Raw genomic sequence first — 19,169 nt, forward strand, 5'->3', positions numbered from 1 at the left:
GTTATTTATCTAGGCCAATGGCTTTGCGAACTAAGTTAAAGACTTCGATATTTTCGAGGCTGCCGTGGAAGTTATCTGACCCCACACCAATTGCACCCAGAAATACATCGGTACCACCATGGGTTTCACTATCCGCAAAACCAGTTTGCACCACAGCTTCTTGCTGGAAGTCATCGGAAGCGGTACCTGTACACCAACCTTCTTTATCAATATCCGTACCACGACTATCGGTAAATTTACCCGCTGGACCTACGGCTGGATTACAGCTGTCGTTATCGGTCAATACCCCACGCGCTTCGATACGGTCATTGTCTAAACGCTTTTTACCTGTACCAAAACCGATAATTGGATATGGGTTGCCATTCACATCAGTTGAGAAACCTGCCTTGTTATAGTTTTTGACTAAACCGAGCACACTGGTCTCTGCCCCTTTCACATATTTACCTGTACGTTTTGCATAGCCATTCAAGACCATGGTGTGATCATGGTCAGCGGTGACCACGATCAAGGTATTTTTGAGCTCAGGATCGGTTTTTTTAACTTTATCAATTGCAGCTTTAATCGCATTATCAAAAGCAACCGTATCTTGTAAGGCACGCTTGGCATTGGTGTCATGCAGGGCATGGTCAATACGGCCCCCCTCAACCATCAAGAAGAAGCTTTTGTTTTTTGCTTGTAAGACATCAATCGCCTTGGTGGTCATATCGGCAAGACTTGGCTCATCAATTTTCTTATTGGTACGATCCAAGTCATAGTTCATATGGCTGGCATTGAATAAGCCCAATAATTTCTTGGTTTTGCTTGGATCAATTTTGGTTAAATCACTTCCGCTTGAAACAAAGCTATAGCCCTGATCTTGCATTTCTTTGACCAGATCACGACCATCCGCCCGTTTACCACCCGATACCGTCGTTGGTTTAAACTGGCGCAAGCCACCACCCAAGACCACATCCACACCATCGTTTAATTTAGTGTTATACGCACCCCATCCTGTTCCCTTACCTGCTGGAACCAATTGTGCTGCAATATCGTTCTCAGCATCACGATGGCACACATGCGCATAGGTCGTAGCAGGTGTTGCATGGGTAATACGGGTTGTGGTGACAAGCCCAGTGCCCATGCCTTGCGCTTTAGCAAGTTCAAGCAATGTTTCTGCGGGTTTCTTGCCTTTATTGGCTGCAACATCGTCACAGGTACTGGTACCATCTGCTTTCGGTGGGGATGCGATGGTACCTGACTGCATGGAAATGACTTCATTGTTCATTTTCACGCCGGTCATATACGCTGCCATAGATGGCGCACTGTCTGTCACTTGACCATCTTCTGAAAAGGTACGCACAAATGCAGTTTCTGGCAGCGTATCAATGGTCAAATCACCATCCTCGCCAACAGAGTAAATACGCGATGCAGTTAAGGTGGTAATCCCCATACCATCGCCCAAGAAGAAAATTACATTTTTTGCGGTTGGTGTTTTTGGTACTTCTGTTTCGTCATTATTATCACTATTGTTACAAGCAGTCATTCCAGCTGACAAAACTGCCATTAAACTGACCGCCAATAGCTTTTTGGAAAAGCCCGTCTTTGATAAGAACATAGAATATCCCCAGATGTATTGTTTGGACGTAACTTGATTGACTAGACCATAACAATGCTGGGTGACCCTTTTATGTCACCTTGATGACAGTATTATTTCATCTTGTTGTTTTATATGGATAATTATGTTATAACATACCAACTCAAAGATTCAAATTGACGTGTAGATCAATCACCTGTCCCTGCCGTTCTCCCTGTTGAGATTTCTCTAGCCATTGCCATTCGGCGTCCGTCAATCTTAAAAAATTAGAGCATCGTGTCCCATAAATTGGACTTTGAATAAAGGTGGACGACAATAAGGCCTCCATCTCTGGATTAATTCCCGTATCGGGTAACAGATTGGCGATGACTTTACGCTCATCTTCCAAAATATCCCAAGCGGCGGCATCGATTGCTGATTCTGCAATTTGTGGTTGCTGCAACATCGGTAAAAATTCTTGAGTAAAGCGTTTACGCAAATGTCTGGTTTTTTCCCAATCTTCTGACATGAGTCCATTTGAGACCACATAAACGCCATTGGCAAGCACTTGTGGGGCTTCACCTCGGTTACTCATATAAACGGCTTGCTTAGTATCTCCAACAAACAAATTAAAGCCCGCATAATCCTGTTGCTGTTGTTCCAATTGCCGAGCAAAACGAATCGGGGCTAAATCACTTTCCAAAAAAGATTGAATCAAATGCCCACGAGAAGTCGTATAACTTTTTTGATCGCGGCCATTACGGAAATTGGTGACAATCGCCCATCGACCTGATGCTGTCACGCCCATCCAGGTCCCGCCAGACTGTAAGTCCTGTCCTGCCACAATGCTGCTGTTTTGCCATGCATGCAAGGCAGCACTGGGCCGATGATAAAACTCATCCCGATTTGAAATTAAACACAGCGGCATTTCATCCAACACCTGCCATGCAAAAGCGACAATACACATAAGTCCTTTTTCTCCCACGTTTTGGGACATTGATCTTTCACATTGAATGTACAACATTTTTCACATCATTCCGCTACAATCTGCTCAAAATATAAAATTGAGGAGCAGCGATGCTGACCTATCCAAATATTGATCCAGTTGCGCTGAGCTTAGGACCAGTCAAAGTGCACTGGTACGGGCTGATGTATCTTCTGGCTTTTCTATGCGCATGGGGTTTAGCATCGTATCGCGCTAAACAACATGATGGCTGGACAGGTGACATGGTGTCAGATCTGGTCTTCTACGGCGCGTTGGGTGTTGTGCTCGGTGGCCGTGTCGGCTATGTGTTGTTCTACGAATTTGGTAAATTTTTAGAAAATCCATTGTGGTTATTCCAAGTCTGGACTGGAGGCATGAGCTTCCACGGCGGCTTCCTCGGTGTGATGATTGCGATGCTGTTTTGGTGTAAAAAATACCAAAAAACATGGTTCCAGACCTTGGACTTTATTGCACCCTGCGTACCAACAGGCTTAATGTTTGGCCGCTTTGGTAACTTTATTGGCGGTGAACTATATGGCCGCCCAGTACAAGACCCAAGCTATCCATTTGGAATGATTTTCCCAACAGATCCACTCGGTTTGGTGCGCCATCCCTCACAAATCTATCAAGCCCTCTGTGAAGGTTTGATCCTCTTTATCGTATTGTGGTGGTTTAGCTCTAAACCTCGTCCGCGTATGGCCGTTTCAGCTCTATTCCTTGTCGGCTATGGTATTGCTCGCTTCTTTATGGAATTCTTCCGCGAACCCGATGCAGACCAAGGCTACATTTTATTTGGCTGGATGACCAAAGGCCAGATTCTCAGCTTCCCAATGATTATTATTGGTCTGTGGATGATTTGGTACGCTTACCGTAAAAACATCTATGACTGGCAGTTAAAGAAATAATAAAAATGGGAGCGAATGCTCCCTTTTTTAGGCCAATAATTTAAGCTATTTATCAATCTTTCAAAAACAGCGTATATTGATTCTATTCCTTTCAGGAGAGAGTCGATGCAGCAACAACGTCAGCATCTCGCCCACTTTAAAGTGCATGAGCTGGTTCTTAGCCTCTCTCCCCTACAGTTCAATCCGCAACTGGTCTGCCAAATCGAAAAATCACTTGAACTCAGTTTCATCCACGACAATGAGCCGCATCGGGTATGTTTCGCCAACCAAAACACCGAATTACAAGATCCCTATAAACAGGTGTTTAGCGCAGTTGATCTACTCGATTATCTCTATGCAAGTTTAATCTCAGACCAGCAACGTGCAGAAAAAATACAACTACAGAATCCTGCCTTAGCTCCAATTCCCTCTCCAACTGATAATCTTACTTTCTGGAGATTGGTCGCAACTGGGCGGAAATATCGACTTTCGCTGAGTTAAAATTTTCCGGCCAACGCTTTCACCACTTCACCTAAACGCTTGCCTTGTGCTTCACACAAGATTTTCTCATCTTGACTTAAGCTCTGATCATGACGTGGCCCACTAACATGACTGGCACCATACGGTGTTCCACCGGTTTTGGTATTGGACAAGGCTGGAATCGAATTAGGTAGTCCCATAATCAGCATGCCGTGATGAAACAACGGCGGTAACATCGTTAGCAATGTGCTTTCCTGCCCACCATGCATCGAACCAGAAGATGTAAACACACAAGCAGGCTTATGATGCAAAGCACCATTCAGCCATAGGCTAGTGGTTTGATCCCAAAAGTATTTCATCTCACTGGCCATATTGCCGAAACGCGTTGGCGAACCCAAGGCCAAACCCGAACAATGGCTAAGATCTTCTAAAGTGCAATAAATGTCGCCATCTGCTGGAATACTCGGTGCCGCTTCAGTCACAACAGTGGCTAAATTCGGTACGGTGCGAATGCGCGCCGTCACCCCTGCAGCTTCAATTCCATCGGCAATCAGATGCGCCATTTGCTTGGTTGAACCGTATTTACTGTAATAAAGAACAAGAACGTAAGGTTGCATCACTTTCAAGAATTTTGTTAAAAAGGACACTATACGACATTTTTTACTTTTTGAGCTGTAGTAAATCCTGTGATTAGACAGGATTTTTATTAAAAATAACTAGGATAGAACCCATGATCTTAAATCGTTATCTAAAAAAACTGCCTTTTTTAGAGGAAACATGGTTTCAATTTATTGTATTTGTGTTACGACGTTTTGAAGCCGATCGCTGTCGGGAACAAGCAGGAGGTTTAACCTATACCACCCTGTTTGCAGTCGTGCCGATGCTGACGGTTTTTTTAGTGATTATCTCCTCGATTAAAGCACTTGAACCTGCCAGACAACAACTACAACAGCTGATCTATAGTAACTTTCTACCGAAAAGTACCATTGCCATTGATAAGGCATTAAGTGCTTTTACTGAGAAATCCAGTAACCTGACCATTATTGGTGTGCTGTTCCTGTTTGTCACCACCGTGCTGATGCTGACCTCGATTGAAAATGTATTTAACCGAATTTGGCGGGTTAAGGAGACTCGAACGGGCTTGGTCGGTTTTATGCGTTACTGGACCATTATTTCATTGGGACCGATTGTTTTGGGCAGTGCCTTTGTGCTGTCTTCGACCGTCGCATCAATCAATGTACTCAGTAATAACTTTGCGGGTTATCAACTCGATGGTGCTTTTATTCTGTGGTTGATTTCATTTTTATTAACCATTGTCGGTTTCTTTATTTTATATTGGACCATTCCCAATCGAACTGTGCCTGTTTTTTCTGCCTTCATTGCAGCCTGCTTTAGTGCCACCATCTTCGAAATTTTGAAGCGTTTTTTTGGTTGGGTGATGAGTAACTTTACCAGCTATGAAATCGTGTATGGCGCCTTTGCAGCGGTCCCAATTTTCCTGCTGTGGATATATTTATCTTGGAACATTATCTTACTCGGGGTCGAAATCAGTTATGCACTCACCGCCTTCCATTCAGGTAAAGAACAAAAGCGTCACCCGATATTAATGATGCTGGACATTCTGGAATTATTTTATAAAAAACAGCAAATCGGACAAAGTGTCAGCGAAAAAGAGCTGTTAAATATTATTGGTCGTGGTGAACTCGGTCGCTTACCGTCTTTTATCTTACAACTAGAAGCCCAAAACCTGATTATGCGTACGGACAAAGACGAATATGTCTTGGTCCGTAATCTGGCTCAGGTGGATTTTTGGAGTTTCTTCACCGCCCTGCCTTATCCACTACCGTTACGTCCCGATGTTGAGCACATCCATCAGGACGATGAATGGATGGAGCGACTCGGCCCTTCCTTGGTTGAAAGTAATGATTATTTAGCAGCCAAGCTTTCCATTCCACTGTCCACTCTGTTTGAACAGAAGTAAGAAAAAGACCTCTTTCGAGGTCTTTTTTATTTCCTTAACCAGCCCTGTAAACTCACCACTACAATGCCAAGCAAGACCAACGTAGAACCAATCACAAAGTTCAGTTCAATTTTTTCGCCCAATAACCAGACACCAAAAGCCATCCCGAATAAAGGGGTCAGGAAGGAAAAGACGCCCAGACGGGAAGCCAAATAATTTCGTAGCAACCAAAACCATGCCAAGAAACTGGCGAAAGAAACTACCAAGGTATGAAAAGCTAAACTGCCCATCACCAATGGGGTGAAATGAATCGTGCCTTGCCCAATAACCAGAGCCGCGCCAAACAACAGCACAAAACTACCCGCCAATTGATAAAACAAGGTTTGTGTTACGGCAGCTTGCGCCAGTGAGGATAAACGTACGGTAATCGTGGTCGCTGCCCAAGCAATACTGCCTGCCAAAGCGAGCAAATCACCCCACAACATCTGTCGATCCGCAATCGATCCACCTGAATTAGCACGTAAGAACGTCACTACGATCCCTAAAAAGGCAATCCCGATACCTGTCCATTGCAACAGACTGAGACGCTCTGAAGGAAGTTTCCAGTGTAAGCCCAAGGCGACAAAAATCGGTGCGGTATACAGCAGCACCACGGCATGTGAAGCCGAGGTTAGCTGTAAAGCTTGTGCCAATAAAAAAAATTCTAAAGAAAATAGAAAAGCGACCAGTGCACCTGCTTTTAAATTCTGGCGATTGAAAAGTTGACTGGTTTTATCGAGGTAAAGTAAGGGTAAAAGCAGTATGGCGGCAAGGCCCGAACGCAGCGCGATTTGCATTAAGGGCGAAATATCAGGAGCTGCCATTTTTAAAATGACTTGTTGTAGTCCCCAGATCATACACAGTACGATCATCAGACCCGATGCCGTTGCATCTAATGCTTTACGCTCATCCATTGCGCGCTCCTGATTTTATGGTTTGAGCACCAATATAAGACTGTCTTATTTTCATGATATAGTGAAATTACGACAATAGATGCGTATTTTCAGGCAATTCTCATGTTATGAAAAAATCAGCACAAAGAATTCAAGATTTTCAGCCAATCCCGACCTACAACGATATTCCTGCGCCGTTATGGCTTCAGATTCGGGACGCACCTGCAGAGACGTTTTACCCACAACACGCACACGCTTGGGGAGAATTTATCTATGCTTTTGATGGTGTGTTAGAAGTCAATATTGAGCAAATTCATTACTTAACCCCACCACCTTATGGGATTTGGCTACCACCGCATTTACAACACAGTGGCATCAATCGTAATGAGGTCACCCATTGCACCTTGTACGTGCATGAATCACTCTGTCAAAACATGCCTCAGCAGGCAGGTATCTTATTGTCTGCACCCTTGGTTTCTGCACTGCTCGAACATATCCGCAAACATCCCTTTTCTGAACAGGATCCAGAATATTTACGCTTGCTGCAAGTTTTGCTCGATTCACTGACCCATGCGGAATTAGTCGGGAGCTATTTGCCGACCACCGAACATCCAGCACTGGCTAAAATATTGACCCATTTACATGAATTCCCTTCGGATAATAGTACTTTGGAGCAGCTTGCACAGATGATCAATATGACTGAACGTACCCTTGCCCGCTATAGCCAAAAAGAATTGGGGATGTCGTTACACGAATGGCGGCAACGTTTAAAAGTGATGAAAGCGATGTCGATGTTAAATCAGGGTAAAACCATTGAAAATATTGCTTTGGACTTAGGTTATGCCAGTTCATCGGCTTTTATTTATATGTTTAAACGTTGGATGCATTTCACCCCAGATCAATTTCGTAAACTGTATCAAGGGCGCTAAACCTTTCGTTTGCTCACCCAACTAGACGAACAGCTAAAAAGAAAATCACTTTTTTCATGCATAAAAAAATGGCGCTGATATCAATTACAGCGCCACCCTTTTATTTCAACTTAGGCTTTTACAAAAGTATTCCAGTCATACTCGCCAGACTGAGTAATCAATTTCATGGTCAATTGATCATTGGCACGTAATGCGCCAACACCAGCAGGTGTACCCGTCATAATGACATCACCAACTTCCAGACTAAACGATTTGTTAATCTCAACAAGTAAAGTCCCAATATCAAAGATCATATCTTTGGTAAAACCGTGCTGACGATCTACCCCATTGATATTCAAAATCAGCTCTAGCTCTTGCAAGTCACCAATTTCGTCTGCTTCAATCCAGTCCGCCAAAATACAGGCACCATCAAAGGCTTTGGCACGTTCCCACGGTTCGCCCTTTGATTTTAAATCGCTCTGTAAATCGCGTAGGGTCAAATCCAGACCTAAAGTGATTGCACCAATGGCTTCCAAGGCTTTGGCTGGATCGGTTTCTTGCGATAAAGGATGTGCGATTTGCAAGCAAATTTCGCATTCATAGTGACACTCACCCAGTGCTTGATTCCAGCTTACACCTTGCGTCAAAGAACCAAGACTGCTGGGTGGTTTGATAAAAAGCAAGGCACGCTCAGGAATGGCATTACCTAATTCCTTGGCATGTTCGGCATAATTTCGACCCACACACACAATTTTTGAAGGACGTGTACTCATGAAAACTCCTTGTTCTTTCAACCGTCGATAAACTTACTTCTTGAAACTATTTTCAAATTTTGTTTGCTCTGCTGAATCGCTAAATGCGCGTTTAGGTACGATTACCACAGTGTGGCTTTTCAGCTCTAACATATAAGTCAACTTGCCAACCGCAAATGATTGGACTTCGGCATATTGTGCACTTTGTTTTTTGCCTGCAGCATACAGTTCAAAGTGATCTTGATAAAGGTCAATCCCCTGTTCACTTTTACCAAACTGATAGCGTACAAATTGGCGCTTAAACAACATTGGCAACAACCAATAGCGCATAACGGTTTGCATCACCAGAAAAAAAGCGCCCAGTGCAACGTAATAACGTCCAACACCAGAAAAACCTAAATAGATTCCCCACAAAATAATCGCAATACTGATCACTGGGGTTAAAAAGCGGCTAAAGGTTTTTTTGCCAAAAGTGACCAAAGCAAAACCATCTTGTGATTCTTCTAAATTCAAATAATAGCGCACCGATACACTTGGACGTTGTTCAGACATTTTTAGATTTCTAACATTTGAAAAAAAACTGACCTATTAGAACATAAATGATTTAATGGGAAATCACATTTATCGCGATTTAATACAAAATTTAAATGTGATGTTTTTTCTCTTTTGGGCGCGCCCTTTTATATCAATTTAATTTTATAGATGAATTTAACAGTATGAAAATGATGAAGATGCAACAACAGTTCAAATCGTTACTGTTGATTTTAGGTCTTTTGATCACACTCAGTGCCTGTAGCCAACAATCCTTTCTCGAAAAGATTGTACCGCCACAAGAAAAGGCTTTTGCTGAAGATATGTTTAATCAACTCAGCAAAAAAAACTATGCAGCCGTTGAGAAATATCTCAGCCCAGAACTCCAAGATGAATCAACCCATAGCACCTTGATTCAAATGGCAAGCTTATTTCCGCCTGAACCCGTTAAAAATATCAAGTTAATTGCAGCCAACAAAAGCTTATTTAAAGATGTTGTCACTTATCAATTAAGCTTTGAATATGAATTTGCAGATCATTGGCTGATGAATAAAATCGTACTCAGTAAACAGGCAGATCAAATCCGTATTATTGGCATTCATGTTGAACCGATTGACCATTCTGTCCAAGCCATGCATGGCTTTACATTTGCAGGAAAAAGTCTACTGCATTATGTCGTGTTTATCCTTGCCATTACGATTCCGCTGTTTTGCATTTATGCCTTTATCCTATGCATAAGAACCCCCATGCAAAAACGGAAATGGGTGTGGTTAATTTTTATTTGCTTTGGCTTTATGCAATTTTCACTGAATTGGACCGATGGCAGTTACGCTTTTCAAATGCTGAGCTTCTTGGTCTTAGGTGCGGGTTACTTTCAGCAAACGGTCTATAGTCCGATTATCTTGCAAATTGCACTGCCACTGGGTGCCATCTTGTTTGTTTATCGTCGTAAAAGCTTAATGGCAGAACAATAAACTCTTCCTAGCCCCGCTCCAGACATCCTCTTGAGCGGGTTTTACACAATACGACTATTTTTCATGCATAAAAAAAATTATTAATAAGCAGTATTGATCGCTCAAGTCAGGAGATCAAGTCATTGGATGAAATCACGGATAAAAATCAAAGGAATGTGATGTCTTATTTAAATCGTTTAATCTTGCCCTGTATTTTATTGGGGCTTACACAAACATGTTTTGCACAAATCCTACCATGGACAGACAATATCCCGAGTGCCCTACAACCTTTTCAAAATAATCCACAACTGTTGGCCAGTTATACCCAAAACAATATTTTTATTTACGGGCATCCCGCAACCAAAACAGCGGTTCCCACACTGAAAAACAATCCTCAACCCAATGTCAGTTTTAATTCAGCCGCGATCATTGTTCCCGTCAATGCACAACAAGTGGCCAAAACACTGACCGATTTCAACCACTATGTCGGATTATTCCCAACGCTCAAATCGGCGAAGACATTAGAGCAATCAGGCAATACGGTACAAATGAAATATCGGGTCTCGGTTCCAACTCCAATTCCCGTACTCAACTTTAATGAAGACGTCACCCTACAACATCAGATCAAACCCAATAGCATTGCCAGTTTGGTGATCGATGCGCCGATTCCCTACGGTGTCGGTAAATTTGAATGGTTTGCACTGGACGAGAACCGCACCTTAATCACCTTGACCCAATGGGGCGATTTGAATCAACCCAAAGGATTTATTTTTAAGAAAATTCTCAATGCCATTCCTGAGGTCAAACTCGGAATTCCAAGTAGTAGTAATGCATTTATTTTAGAGTCCTTAAGAGCCCGTTTTATTCAAGCCAATCTTAAGCCACTCAATGCAGGACAAATGCCGAATCCGCAGTTGAATGCAGCTCAACTCAATAAAATCACACAACTGATTCAATCTGCTCAGCAACCTGTCAGTATCCTGCATGCACCGACCAGTATGCTGTATACCCATGGCCGAGAATCCATGCGTTTTACCACCACCTATCAATTTTATAAACAACCGACTCAACCCTTACAAAAATGGCTGAGTCCATTGGCCTATCAGGAACTGTTCCCTCGGCAAATTAAAAAAGTGGTGACCACTCCCATCCAAAATCAGGCACAGGATGCGGATATTCAAGTCAATGTTGGTCTAGGTGTCATCAATATTCCCTTTGCCTTTAAGTTACGCTTTAACTATCCGCAAGCGGCTGAAAATAATTTTTATGCCAATGGTGGCGATTTGCGTTTTATTAAAGGAAAAATGCAGTTGAGTTCACTTAATCAAGGCAGCTTATTGAGCATGACCAGCGCAATGAAAATCGATGAGAAGGCCCCATTCTTATTAAGAGCCATGCGCAGCCTGCCTTATCATGATGTACTTCCTGCGGTGGGTGGCAATGCCATATTTGTACAAAAAATTAAAGCAAAAACTTAAGACACAAAAAAACCGCAATTAAGCGGTTTATTTATTCAAATTGGTGCGCTCAGAGAGATTCGAACTCCCGACCCCTTAGTTCGTAGCCAAGTGCTCTATCCAGCTGAGCTATGAGCGCATATTTGATGGGGGCATTATACGCACTTTTCCCCAAATGATAAGACCTTTTTCACAAGATCATGATCAACTGTCTATAGATTCAGCAGTGATTGGTCATTTCAGCATGCTTCAACCCACAACAACAGTGAGATAAGTGGTTCATATCAACTGCCAATTCTGTATACCCCTCAATTAGACACAAACATTTATTATTCGCTAAGTGAATGATTAAACTTTAAATAAACCATATTTGAGTCATTTTATATTTTTATCGATTATCAATTTTTGATAAAGAATTAAAAAAATCGCATTCCAAATTAGAACGATAAACCCGTGATCACTAGAAAATACATCTCTTTGTTTTATCGTATGTTTATAGCTATTTAAAAATATGATACAAAGCACAATATTGACTTCAAATAGATAAGCAATAAATACTAATAAACACATTATGAGACAGGAGTCACATAATTATTAAGGCTTATTAAAAATAAAACTCCAATAATTATAGGTATATCGACATGTTATTTAAAAATATTTTATCACCAATTACGGGTATTCTTTCTCATTCGAGTAGTAATAACCAAGCGGCAGTACCGACTGCTGTAAATACGGTATCAACCACAAACCATGTTGTGGTCGAGAGTACTAATATCACCAACAACAATAATGGCTCAAATAATGGTTTATTCAGTGCAATAACAGGAAATGGCAATCAAAATTATGGTGTCGGTGTTGGCAATGGCCAAGATCTTAACGTCCCTCTTCCTTTCACTACAGCTTTTCATGCATTAGGAAACTCTTTTCCTTGGCTTGGAGGTTCGTCACCCATTAGCTCAATCAATACGACCACAACAATGTCTTCAACTCACATCCAAGACAATAACAGCATCAACAATAGTAATACTGGTACTGCTGCAGGTAATGGTAGCAATGGCGGTTTATTAAGTGGTGTTGCAGCAGGCAATGGCGATCACAACTATGGCGTGGGTAATGGAAATGGAGATGACGCAAATCTCACCACACCAGTTACGGTGCCTTTTGATGCTTTAGGTAACTCAATCGGTGCATTGGGTGGTGGTGCTGTTCACTCTATCAATAGCACACCAATCAGTTCAACTACCCTCATTCAAGATAATGACAGCGCCAATAATAGCAACACAGGTACTGGAGCTGCGGGTAATGGCAATGCAGGTGGTCTACTCAATGGTGTTGCAGCAGGCAATGGAGAGCATAATTACGGAGTTGGCAATGGTAATGGCGACGATGTCAGTATCACTGTGCCATGGACCACACCTGTTCAAGCGGCTGGTAATGCAATTATTGGCTTAGGCGGTGCTGATGTTAACACTATAAATACAGCAGCAACGACATCGACTACACAAATTCAAGACAACGACACCGTTAACAATAGCAACAATGGCACTGCTGCTGCAGGCAATGGCAGTGGTGGTGGATGGCTCAATGGGATTGGTTCAGGAAATGGTGAACAAAACTATGGCATCGGCAATGGCAACGGTGATGATGCCAGTATCACTACCCCAGTGACAGCCCCCTTCCAAGCCTTAGGCAACTCAGTTGTGGGCATCGGTGGTGGAGATGTAAACTCAATCAATACTGCTCCAACCTCGACCTCCAATGTCATTCAAGATAATGACAGCACCAATAATAGTAACAATGGAACAGGCGTTGGAGGTGCGGGTAATGGCCTCGGCGGCTTACTGAATGGTGTTAGCGCAGGGAATGACGAACACAATTACGGAATTGGCAATGGCAACGGTGATGACGCCAGTGTCACGGTTCCTTGGACAACGCCAGTACATGTACTCGGTAACTCAGTTGCGGGTTTAGGCGGTGGCGATATTAACTCCACCAATACCGCACCAACAACAACGTCAAATATTATTCAGGATAACGATACAACCAACAACAGTAATAATGGCACAGGTCTAGGTGATGTTGGCAATGGTGTCGGTGGTTGGGGCAATGGCCCTGCTGCAGGTAATGGCGAACAAAACTACGGCATCGGCAATGGTAACGGCGATGATGTCGATGTTACTGTTCCATGGACCACACCATTCAATGTATTAGGCAATTCAATTGGTGGAGGAAGTGATAATTCATCTAGCAACTCTGCGCCAACCACAACACTCAATCATGTTCAAGACAATGATACAACCGACAATAGCAATAGCGGAACGACTACGACTGGCAGTTCAGGTAACGGTATCGGTGGTTTGCTCAATGGAGTGAGTGCGGGCAATGGCGAACATAACTATGGCATAGGCAATGGTAACGGTGATGATGCCGACTGGACCTCACCTATAGTTACCCCAATCAATGCGATGGGTAACAATGTCTCTTGGTTTGGCAGTAATGATCCAACCCATACAGGCAATACATCTGTGAATAACGGCTCAACCAATACGACCAATATCGTCGAAGACAATGACCATATCGACCATAGTAATCATGGTACTGGAGTAGGCGGTGCAGGCAATGGCATTGGTGGTCTACTCAGTGGTATTGGTTCTGGTAATGGTGAACAAAACTACGGTATTGGCAATGGCAACGGTGATGATGTCGGTGTAACCACACCCATCACGACGCCAATCAATGGCTTAGGAAATGAATTCAGCTTCTTGGGCGATGCCAATAACGCATCTCATAACAATGCTTCGACCACCACTACCAATATTGTGCGTGACAATGACAGTACGGACAATAGTAATAGTGGTACAGGTGTAGGCGGCAGCTCAGGTAATGGCATTGGCGGTCTGCTCAATGGCGTAGGGTCAGGCAACGGCGAACATAATTACGGCATTGGTAATGGCAACGGTGATGATGTCGGTGTGGTGATGCCGATTACAACGCCACTCAGTGGTTTAGGTAACTCCTTCTCCGTATTTGGGGACTCAACCACAAGTTCAGTCAACAACTCATCGACCACAGCTGTCAATCATTATGAAGATAATGACAGTACGGACAATAGTAATAGTGGCATAGGTCTACTCGGTGGTTCTGCTGGTAATGGCGTGGGTGGCTGGGCTAATGGTCCTGCTGCAGGTAATGGTGATCACAACTATGGTATTGGTAATGGCATCGGTAATGATTCCAGTGTGGTTGCACCGATTACAACCCCAATCAGTGGTTCAGGCAATGCCTTCTCAATTTTTGGGAATGCCACTTCAAATTCAGTCAATGATTCCTCAACCAAAACCACCAACATCTTCCAAGACAACGATAATACCAATAATAGCAACAGCAGTACGGGCGTCGGCGGCACAGCAGGTAATGGTGTCGGTGGTGGTTTATTAAATGGAGTCGCCTCAGGTAATGGTGAACACAATTATGGTATAGGCAATGGGATTGCGGATGATGCCAGTGTTGTTGCACCGATTACGACACCAATCAATGCATCCGGAAATGCTTTCTCCATCTTTGGCAACGCCACTTCAAATTCAGTCAACAATTCATCTACAACCACTTCAAACTATTTCCAAGACAATGACACCATCAACAACAGTAATACTGGCGCTAATGGAACTGGTTCAGGTAATGCGGCCGGTGGTGGGCTATTAAATGGTATAGCCGCAGGTAATGGCGAACACAATTACGGTATTGGTAACGGGATTGCGGATGATGCCAGCGTAGTTATGCCAATCACGGTTCCTGTAAATGCATCTGGAAATGCCTTCTCCATCTTTGGCAATGCAACAGCAAACTCAACCAACAACTCATCCACCACAACCAACAACTATGTTCAGGACAACGACTCCACTGACAATAGTAATAGCGATGGCAATGGTACAGGTGGTGCTGGTGGAGGTCTCCTTGGTCTTGGCGGTTTACTCAATGGCGTAGGTGCCGGTAATGGTGAACACAATTATGGTATAGGCAATGGGATTGGTGACAATGCCAGCATAGTAGCACCGATTGCAATTCCTATTAATTTATCTGGCAATGCAATTTCTTTATTTGGCAGCGCAACAGCAAACTCACACAATAATTCATCTACCACAACCAACAACTATGTTCAGGACAATGACACCACGAACAATGGAAATGGTACCGGCAATGGCTCTGGTGGCCTACTGGGTGGTATTGGTTCTGGTAATGGCGACCATAATTTCGGTATCGGCAATGGTAACGGCGACGATGCAAGCATCGTGACACCCATTACGATTCCGATTAACTTCTCAGGCAATGCCATCTCAGTGCTTGATTTAAGTGGTCTAAATGGTGAAGGTGAGTTCAATCCATTGAGCCCTGTAACCAATCTTATTCATATTGTGGCAGGTGATGGTGAAGGTGCAACAGGCTTATTAGGAACTGTGACAGGTATTGTTGCTGGCGTCACAGGAGGAATTGGCGGCGGTGAAGGTGGTCCTCTAGGCGCAATCACTGGCATCATCGGTGGTATTACTGGCGGTATTGGTGGCGGTGAAGGTGGCCCTCTAGGCGCAATCACTGGCATCATCGGTGGTATTACTGGCGGTATTGGTGGCGGTGAAGGTGGCCCTCTAGGCGCAATCACTGGCATCATCGGTGGTATTACTGGCGGTATTGGTGGCGGTGAAGGTGGCCCTCTAGGCGCAATCACTGGCATCATCGGTGGTATTACTGGCGGTATTGGTGGCGGTGAAGGTGGCCCTCTTGGCGCGATCACTGGCATCATTGGTGGTATTACTGGCGGTGATCTTGGCAATAACCCTGTCACAGGGGTCATCCAAACAGGTATCGATGTGCTTCAAGGTGTTGAAAGCTTAAAAACAGATATCATCAATACAGGTATCACCACTGTAGGTGGTGCAATCAGTGGTGTTCTTCCTGGCGTTCATCCAGTCACAGACCTCACCAATTTAGGCACCCTTACCTTTGAAACTTCACGGGATACGGTAAACGGAACACTGGAAGCGATCTCTGATTTAGCGGGTGCGGATATTGGTGGTGCTGCGGGTTCACTGACAGGTGTACTTGGCACACTCGTGACCAATGGCTCAACTGCTTCTGGACTGGTTCAACATATTGCAGGCGATCTTACTGATGTGGGTGGGATTATCGGTGCTGTGACTGGTGGAATCGGTGGTGGTGAAGGTGGTCCTTTAGGCTCAATCACAGACATCATTGGTAGCATCACGGGTGGTATCAGTGGCGATGGTATTCTTTCTGGTATTGCCCAACCGATCAATATGGTGATTGGCAGTGGCAGTTCAGCAATCAGTAATCTACAAGATAGTCTCGGCGATCTCGCGAGTGGTAATACTATGGAAGGTCTCAACAACCTTATCCATATTAACTATGACAATAGTGGTAGCAGTAACAGTCTAGATAGTCTGCTCACCATAATTACTGGCACACTTTCGACTTCTTCCGGCATTGCTGTCGGTGAACCAAATCCAAATGGGGGAAGCATTACCGATCTCATTTCAGTTTCTTCACCATTAACAAACCTAACCGATCACCTATTCGGCTCATTTCATCATTTTTAAAATATAGCAATACCAAGAAAAGTCACTCTAATCAGTGGCTTTTCTTTTGCAGCTTAATAAAGTTCATCAAATTAAGATTAGAATATTCCAAAGAGACCACATTTGATTGGTAAGTTTTTTTAAATAACACGTCAAAAACAGCATAAACAATACGATTTTAGATTTATTATAATTTTAAAAAAATTAATTAAGAAAAAATTTAAAATATTGATCTTTATTAATTAAATAAAACCGAAAAACACTGGAAATATTTTTTTGCAAACGAGTAACAAATTTTAAAACTTTCTTTCTAGCACCTTCTTCACAAGACATAGATTGTACTCAAATAACACTTTAATTATATGATAAATAAAACTTATCTCGCTATGATAAAAATCCCCTCACCCTTTCAAATAAAATACAAGTGTAAATTTAGTTAAAATTAACAACCCATAAATATATTAAAATTCAACATTTTAAATCCACATTTAACAATCATATTTAAGCCCGTTACAGATTGACAAAATAACTGCCACATATAACACTAAATATGATTAATGTGACTTTAATCACAAAAAAATCATAGCAATTTAATAATTACTCAAAACAACACAACTTTAAAAATATAGGTATCGTTATGCTTTTCAAAAGTCTTTTGTCACCCATTAAAAGTATTACTTCAAGCTTAGTTGATAGTAGTACATCTACATCACACGTTGGCGGTTCAATCCTTGCTCCTTTGTCCTTGTCTACAATTACAAATATCGTTTCAACAAATACCGTAACTCACACGGTAAGCAATCTTACAGGTGGAGCAGCCAACAATCCTATAAGTTCAATTACTAGCGTTCTGGGAAATGTAACAGGTAGTAGTAGCCCAATTTCTGCAGTCACAAATATTTTAGGCGGTGTTACTGGCGGGGCAAGTGGTAATCCACTTGGTGCAGTAACAGGCATTCTTGGAGGAATTACAGGCGGAACCGAGGGTGGTCCGCTTGGTTCAGTCACAGGCATTATTGGTGGTATTACGGGTGGAACAAATGGTGGTCCACTTGGTGCAGTGACTGGAATCATTGGCGGTATTACCGGTGGAACTGAGGGCGGTCCACTTGGTGCGGTAACTGGAATCATTGGCGGTATCACCGGTGGAACTGAGGGCGGCCCACTTGGTGCAGTGACTGGAATCATTGGCGGTATCACGGGTGGAGCTGAAGGCGGTCCACTTGGTGCAGTGACTGGAATCATTGGCGGCATCACTGGTGGTGACCTAGCGAACAACCCAGTCACAGGTATTGTTCAAAGTGGTATTGATGTCCTTCAAGGGCTTGAGAGTTTAAAAACCGATATCATCAATACAGGAATTAATACTGTTGCTGGCACGGTCATTAGTGCAGTGCACCAATCTGAACACCCAATTGGAGATCTAGCAAATCTGGGTACCCTCACCTTTGAAACTTCGCGCGATACGGTAAACGGTACACTAGAAACCATCTCCCACCTTGCAGGTGCAGATATTGGCGGGGCAATTGGTTCTGCAACAGGTGTCATTGGTACACTGCTGAATAATGGGTCTACTGCATCAGGTCTGGTTCAACATATTATAGGGGATGTAACCAACATTGGTAGCACAGGTCCATTAGGTTCTATCACAGGCATCATCGGAGGGATTACTGGTGGTATCGGTGGCGGTGAAGGCGGTCCTCTTGGTGCAATCACGGGCATCATTGGCGGCATTACTGGCGGTATCGGTGGTGGTGAAGGTGGCCCTCTTGGTGCGATTACTGGCATCATCGGCGGAATTACTGGCGGTGGTGAAGGCGGTCCTCTTGGCGCAATCACGGGCATCATTGGTGGCATTACAGGTGGTGACTTGGGCAATAACCCTGTCACAGGTGTGATCCAAACAGGTATCGATGTGCTTCAAGGCGTTGAAAGCCTAAAAACAGATATTATCAACACAGGCATCTCTACGGTAGGTGGTGCAATTAGCGGTGTTCTTCCGGGCGTTCATCCAGTCACAGATCTCACCAATTTAGGCACCCTCACCTTTGAAACTTCGCGCGATACCGTAAACGGTACATTAGAAGCAATTTCTGATTTAGCAGGTGCGGATATCGGTGGTGCTGCGGGTTCTCTCACAGGTGTTGTCGGCACATTGATTAATAATGGTTCAACTGCTTCTGG

Annotated in this window: 13 protein-coding genes, 1 tRNA gene and 1 pseudogene; 8 read left to right on the plus strand and 7 right to left on the minus strand. The window is 43.4% G+C overall.

The genetic code is table 11. The annotated features are described in order from the left end of the window. Position 1 precedes the first annotated feature (1 nt). Positions 2–1,594: an alkaline phosphatase gene (locus tag F902_RS03380; RefSeq protein ID WP_005201135.1), complete on the minus strand. Its 1,593-nt coding sequence runs from the start codon at positions 1,592–1,594 to the stop codon at positions 2–4. 142 nt (positions 1,595–1,736) lie between these two features. Next, positions 1,737–2,519: an NRDE family protein gene (locus F902_RS03385; protein WP_005201137.1), complete on the minus strand. Its 783-nt coding sequence runs from the start codon at positions 2,517–2,519 to the stop codon at positions 1,737–1,739. Positions 2,520–2,629: 110 nt separating this feature from the next. On the opposite strand from F902_RS03385, the gene lgt reads away from it, so the two are divergent. Both lgt and F902_RS03395 read left to right on the plus strand, forming a co-directional pair. Continuing rightward, positions 2,630–3,442 (plus strand): prolipoprotein diacylglyceryl transferase, encoded by an 813-nt coding sequence (lgt, locus tag F902_RS03390; RefSeq protein ID WP_005201138.1) that lies wholly within the window; start codon positions 2,630–2,632, stop codon positions 3,440–3,442. Positions 3,443–3,547: 105 nt separating this feature from the next. Beyond that, complete coding sequence (locus tag F902_RS03395) at positions 3,548–3,922, plus strand: hypothetical protein (RefSeq protein WP_005201139.1); 375 nt, start codon at positions 3,548–3,550, stop codon at positions 3,920–3,922. Here the strand turns inward: F902_RS03395 and wrbA are convergent. After that, entirely contained in the window at positions 3,919–4,518 is a 600-nt protein-coding gene (wrbA, locus tag F902_RS03400) for an NAD(P)H:quinone oxidoreductase (RefSeq protein WP_005201140.1), read from the minus strand. The genes F902_RS03395 and wrbA overlap by 4 nt on opposite strands. A gap of 113 nt (positions 4,519–4,631) precedes the next feature. Here wrbA and F902_RS03405 point away from each other — a divergent pair, with 113 nt between their 5' ends. Then, on the plus strand, positions 4,632–5,882 hold the full coding sequence (locus tag F902_RS03405; RefSeq protein WP_005201141.1) for a YihY family inner membrane protein: 1,251 nt from the start codon (positions 4,632–4,634) through the stop codon (positions 5,880–5,882). 26 nt (positions 5,883–5,908) lie between these two features. Here the strand turns inward: F902_RS03405 and F902_RS03410 are convergent, their stop codons facing one another. After that, complete coding sequence (locus tag F902_RS03410; RefSeq protein WP_005201142.1) at positions 5,909–6,814, minus strand: DMT family transporter; 906 nt, start codon at positions 6,812–6,814, stop codon at positions 5,909–5,911. 107 nt (positions 6,815–6,921) lie between these two features. On the opposite strand from F902_RS03410, the gene F902_RS03415 reads away from it, so the two are divergent. Further along, on the plus strand, positions 6,922–7,722 hold the full coding sequence (locus F902_RS03415; protein WP_005201145.1) for an AraC family transcriptional regulator: 801 nt from the start codon (positions 6,922–6,924) through the stop codon (positions 7,720–7,722). A 110-nt stretch (positions 7,723–7,832) separates the two neighbouring features. Here the strand turns inward: F902_RS03415 and F902_RS03420 are convergent, their stop codons facing one another. Both F902_RS03420 and F902_RS03425 read right to left on the minus strand, forming a co-directional pair. Further along, positions 7,833–8,474 carry a fumarylacetoacetate hydrolase family protein gene (locus tag F902_RS03420; protein ID WP_005201148.1) on the minus strand — a complete coding sequence of 214 codons (642 nt, stop codon included), beginning with the start codon at positions 8,472–8,474 and terminating at the stop codon, positions 7,833–7,835. Between the two features lie 33 nt (positions 8,475–8,507). Further along, on the minus strand, positions 8,508–9,005 hold the full coding sequence (locus F902_RS03425; protein ID WP_005201150.1) for a YcxB family protein: 498 nt from the start codon (positions 9,003–9,005) through the stop codon (positions 8,508–8,510). A 164-nt stretch (positions 9,006–9,169) separates the two neighbouring features. On the opposite strand from F902_RS03425, the gene F902_RS03430 reads away from it, so the two are divergent. Together F902_RS03430 and F902_RS03435 are read left to right on the plus strand one after the other, a co-directional pair. Next, complete coding sequence (locus F902_RS03430; RefSeq protein WP_017402425.1) at positions 9,170–9,958, plus strand: hypothetical protein; 789 nt, start codon at positions 9,170–9,172, stop codon at positions 9,956–9,958. Between the two features lie 158 nt (positions 9,959–10,116). Then, positions 10,117–11,415 (plus strand): SRPBCC family protein, encoded by a 1,299-nt coding sequence (locus F902_RS03435; protein WP_005201154.1) that lies wholly within the window; start codon positions 10,117–10,119, stop codon positions 11,413–11,415. A gap of 41 nt (positions 11,416–11,456) precedes the next feature. On the opposite strand, the gene F902_RS03440 is transcribed toward F902_RS03435, so the two are convergent. Further along, positions 11,457–11,533 (minus strand) — tRNA-Arg (locus F902_RS03440). Between the two features lie 502 nt (positions 11,534–12,035). Between F902_RS03440 and F902_RS03445 the strand changes: the two genes are divergently transcribed. Together F902_RS03445 and F902_RS22585 are read left to right on the plus strand one after the other, a co-directional pair. After that, positions 12,036–17,006: a beta strand repeat-containing protein gene (locus tag F902_RS03445; protein WP_005201157.1), complete on the plus strand. Its 4,971-nt coding sequence runs from the start codon at positions 12,036–12,038 to the stop codon at positions 17,004–17,006. Between the two features lie 616 nt (positions 17,007–17,622). Then, a pseudogene (locus tag F902_RS22585) lies at positions 17,623–19,169 on the plus strand (beta strand repeat-containing protein); the annotation flags it as partial.

Origin of the sequence: Acinetobacter higginsii (assembly GCF_000369525.1) — a bacterium.
GTDB lineage: Bacteria > Pseudomonadota > Gammaproteobacteria > Pseudomonadales > Moraxellaceae > Acinetobacter > Acinetobacter higginsii.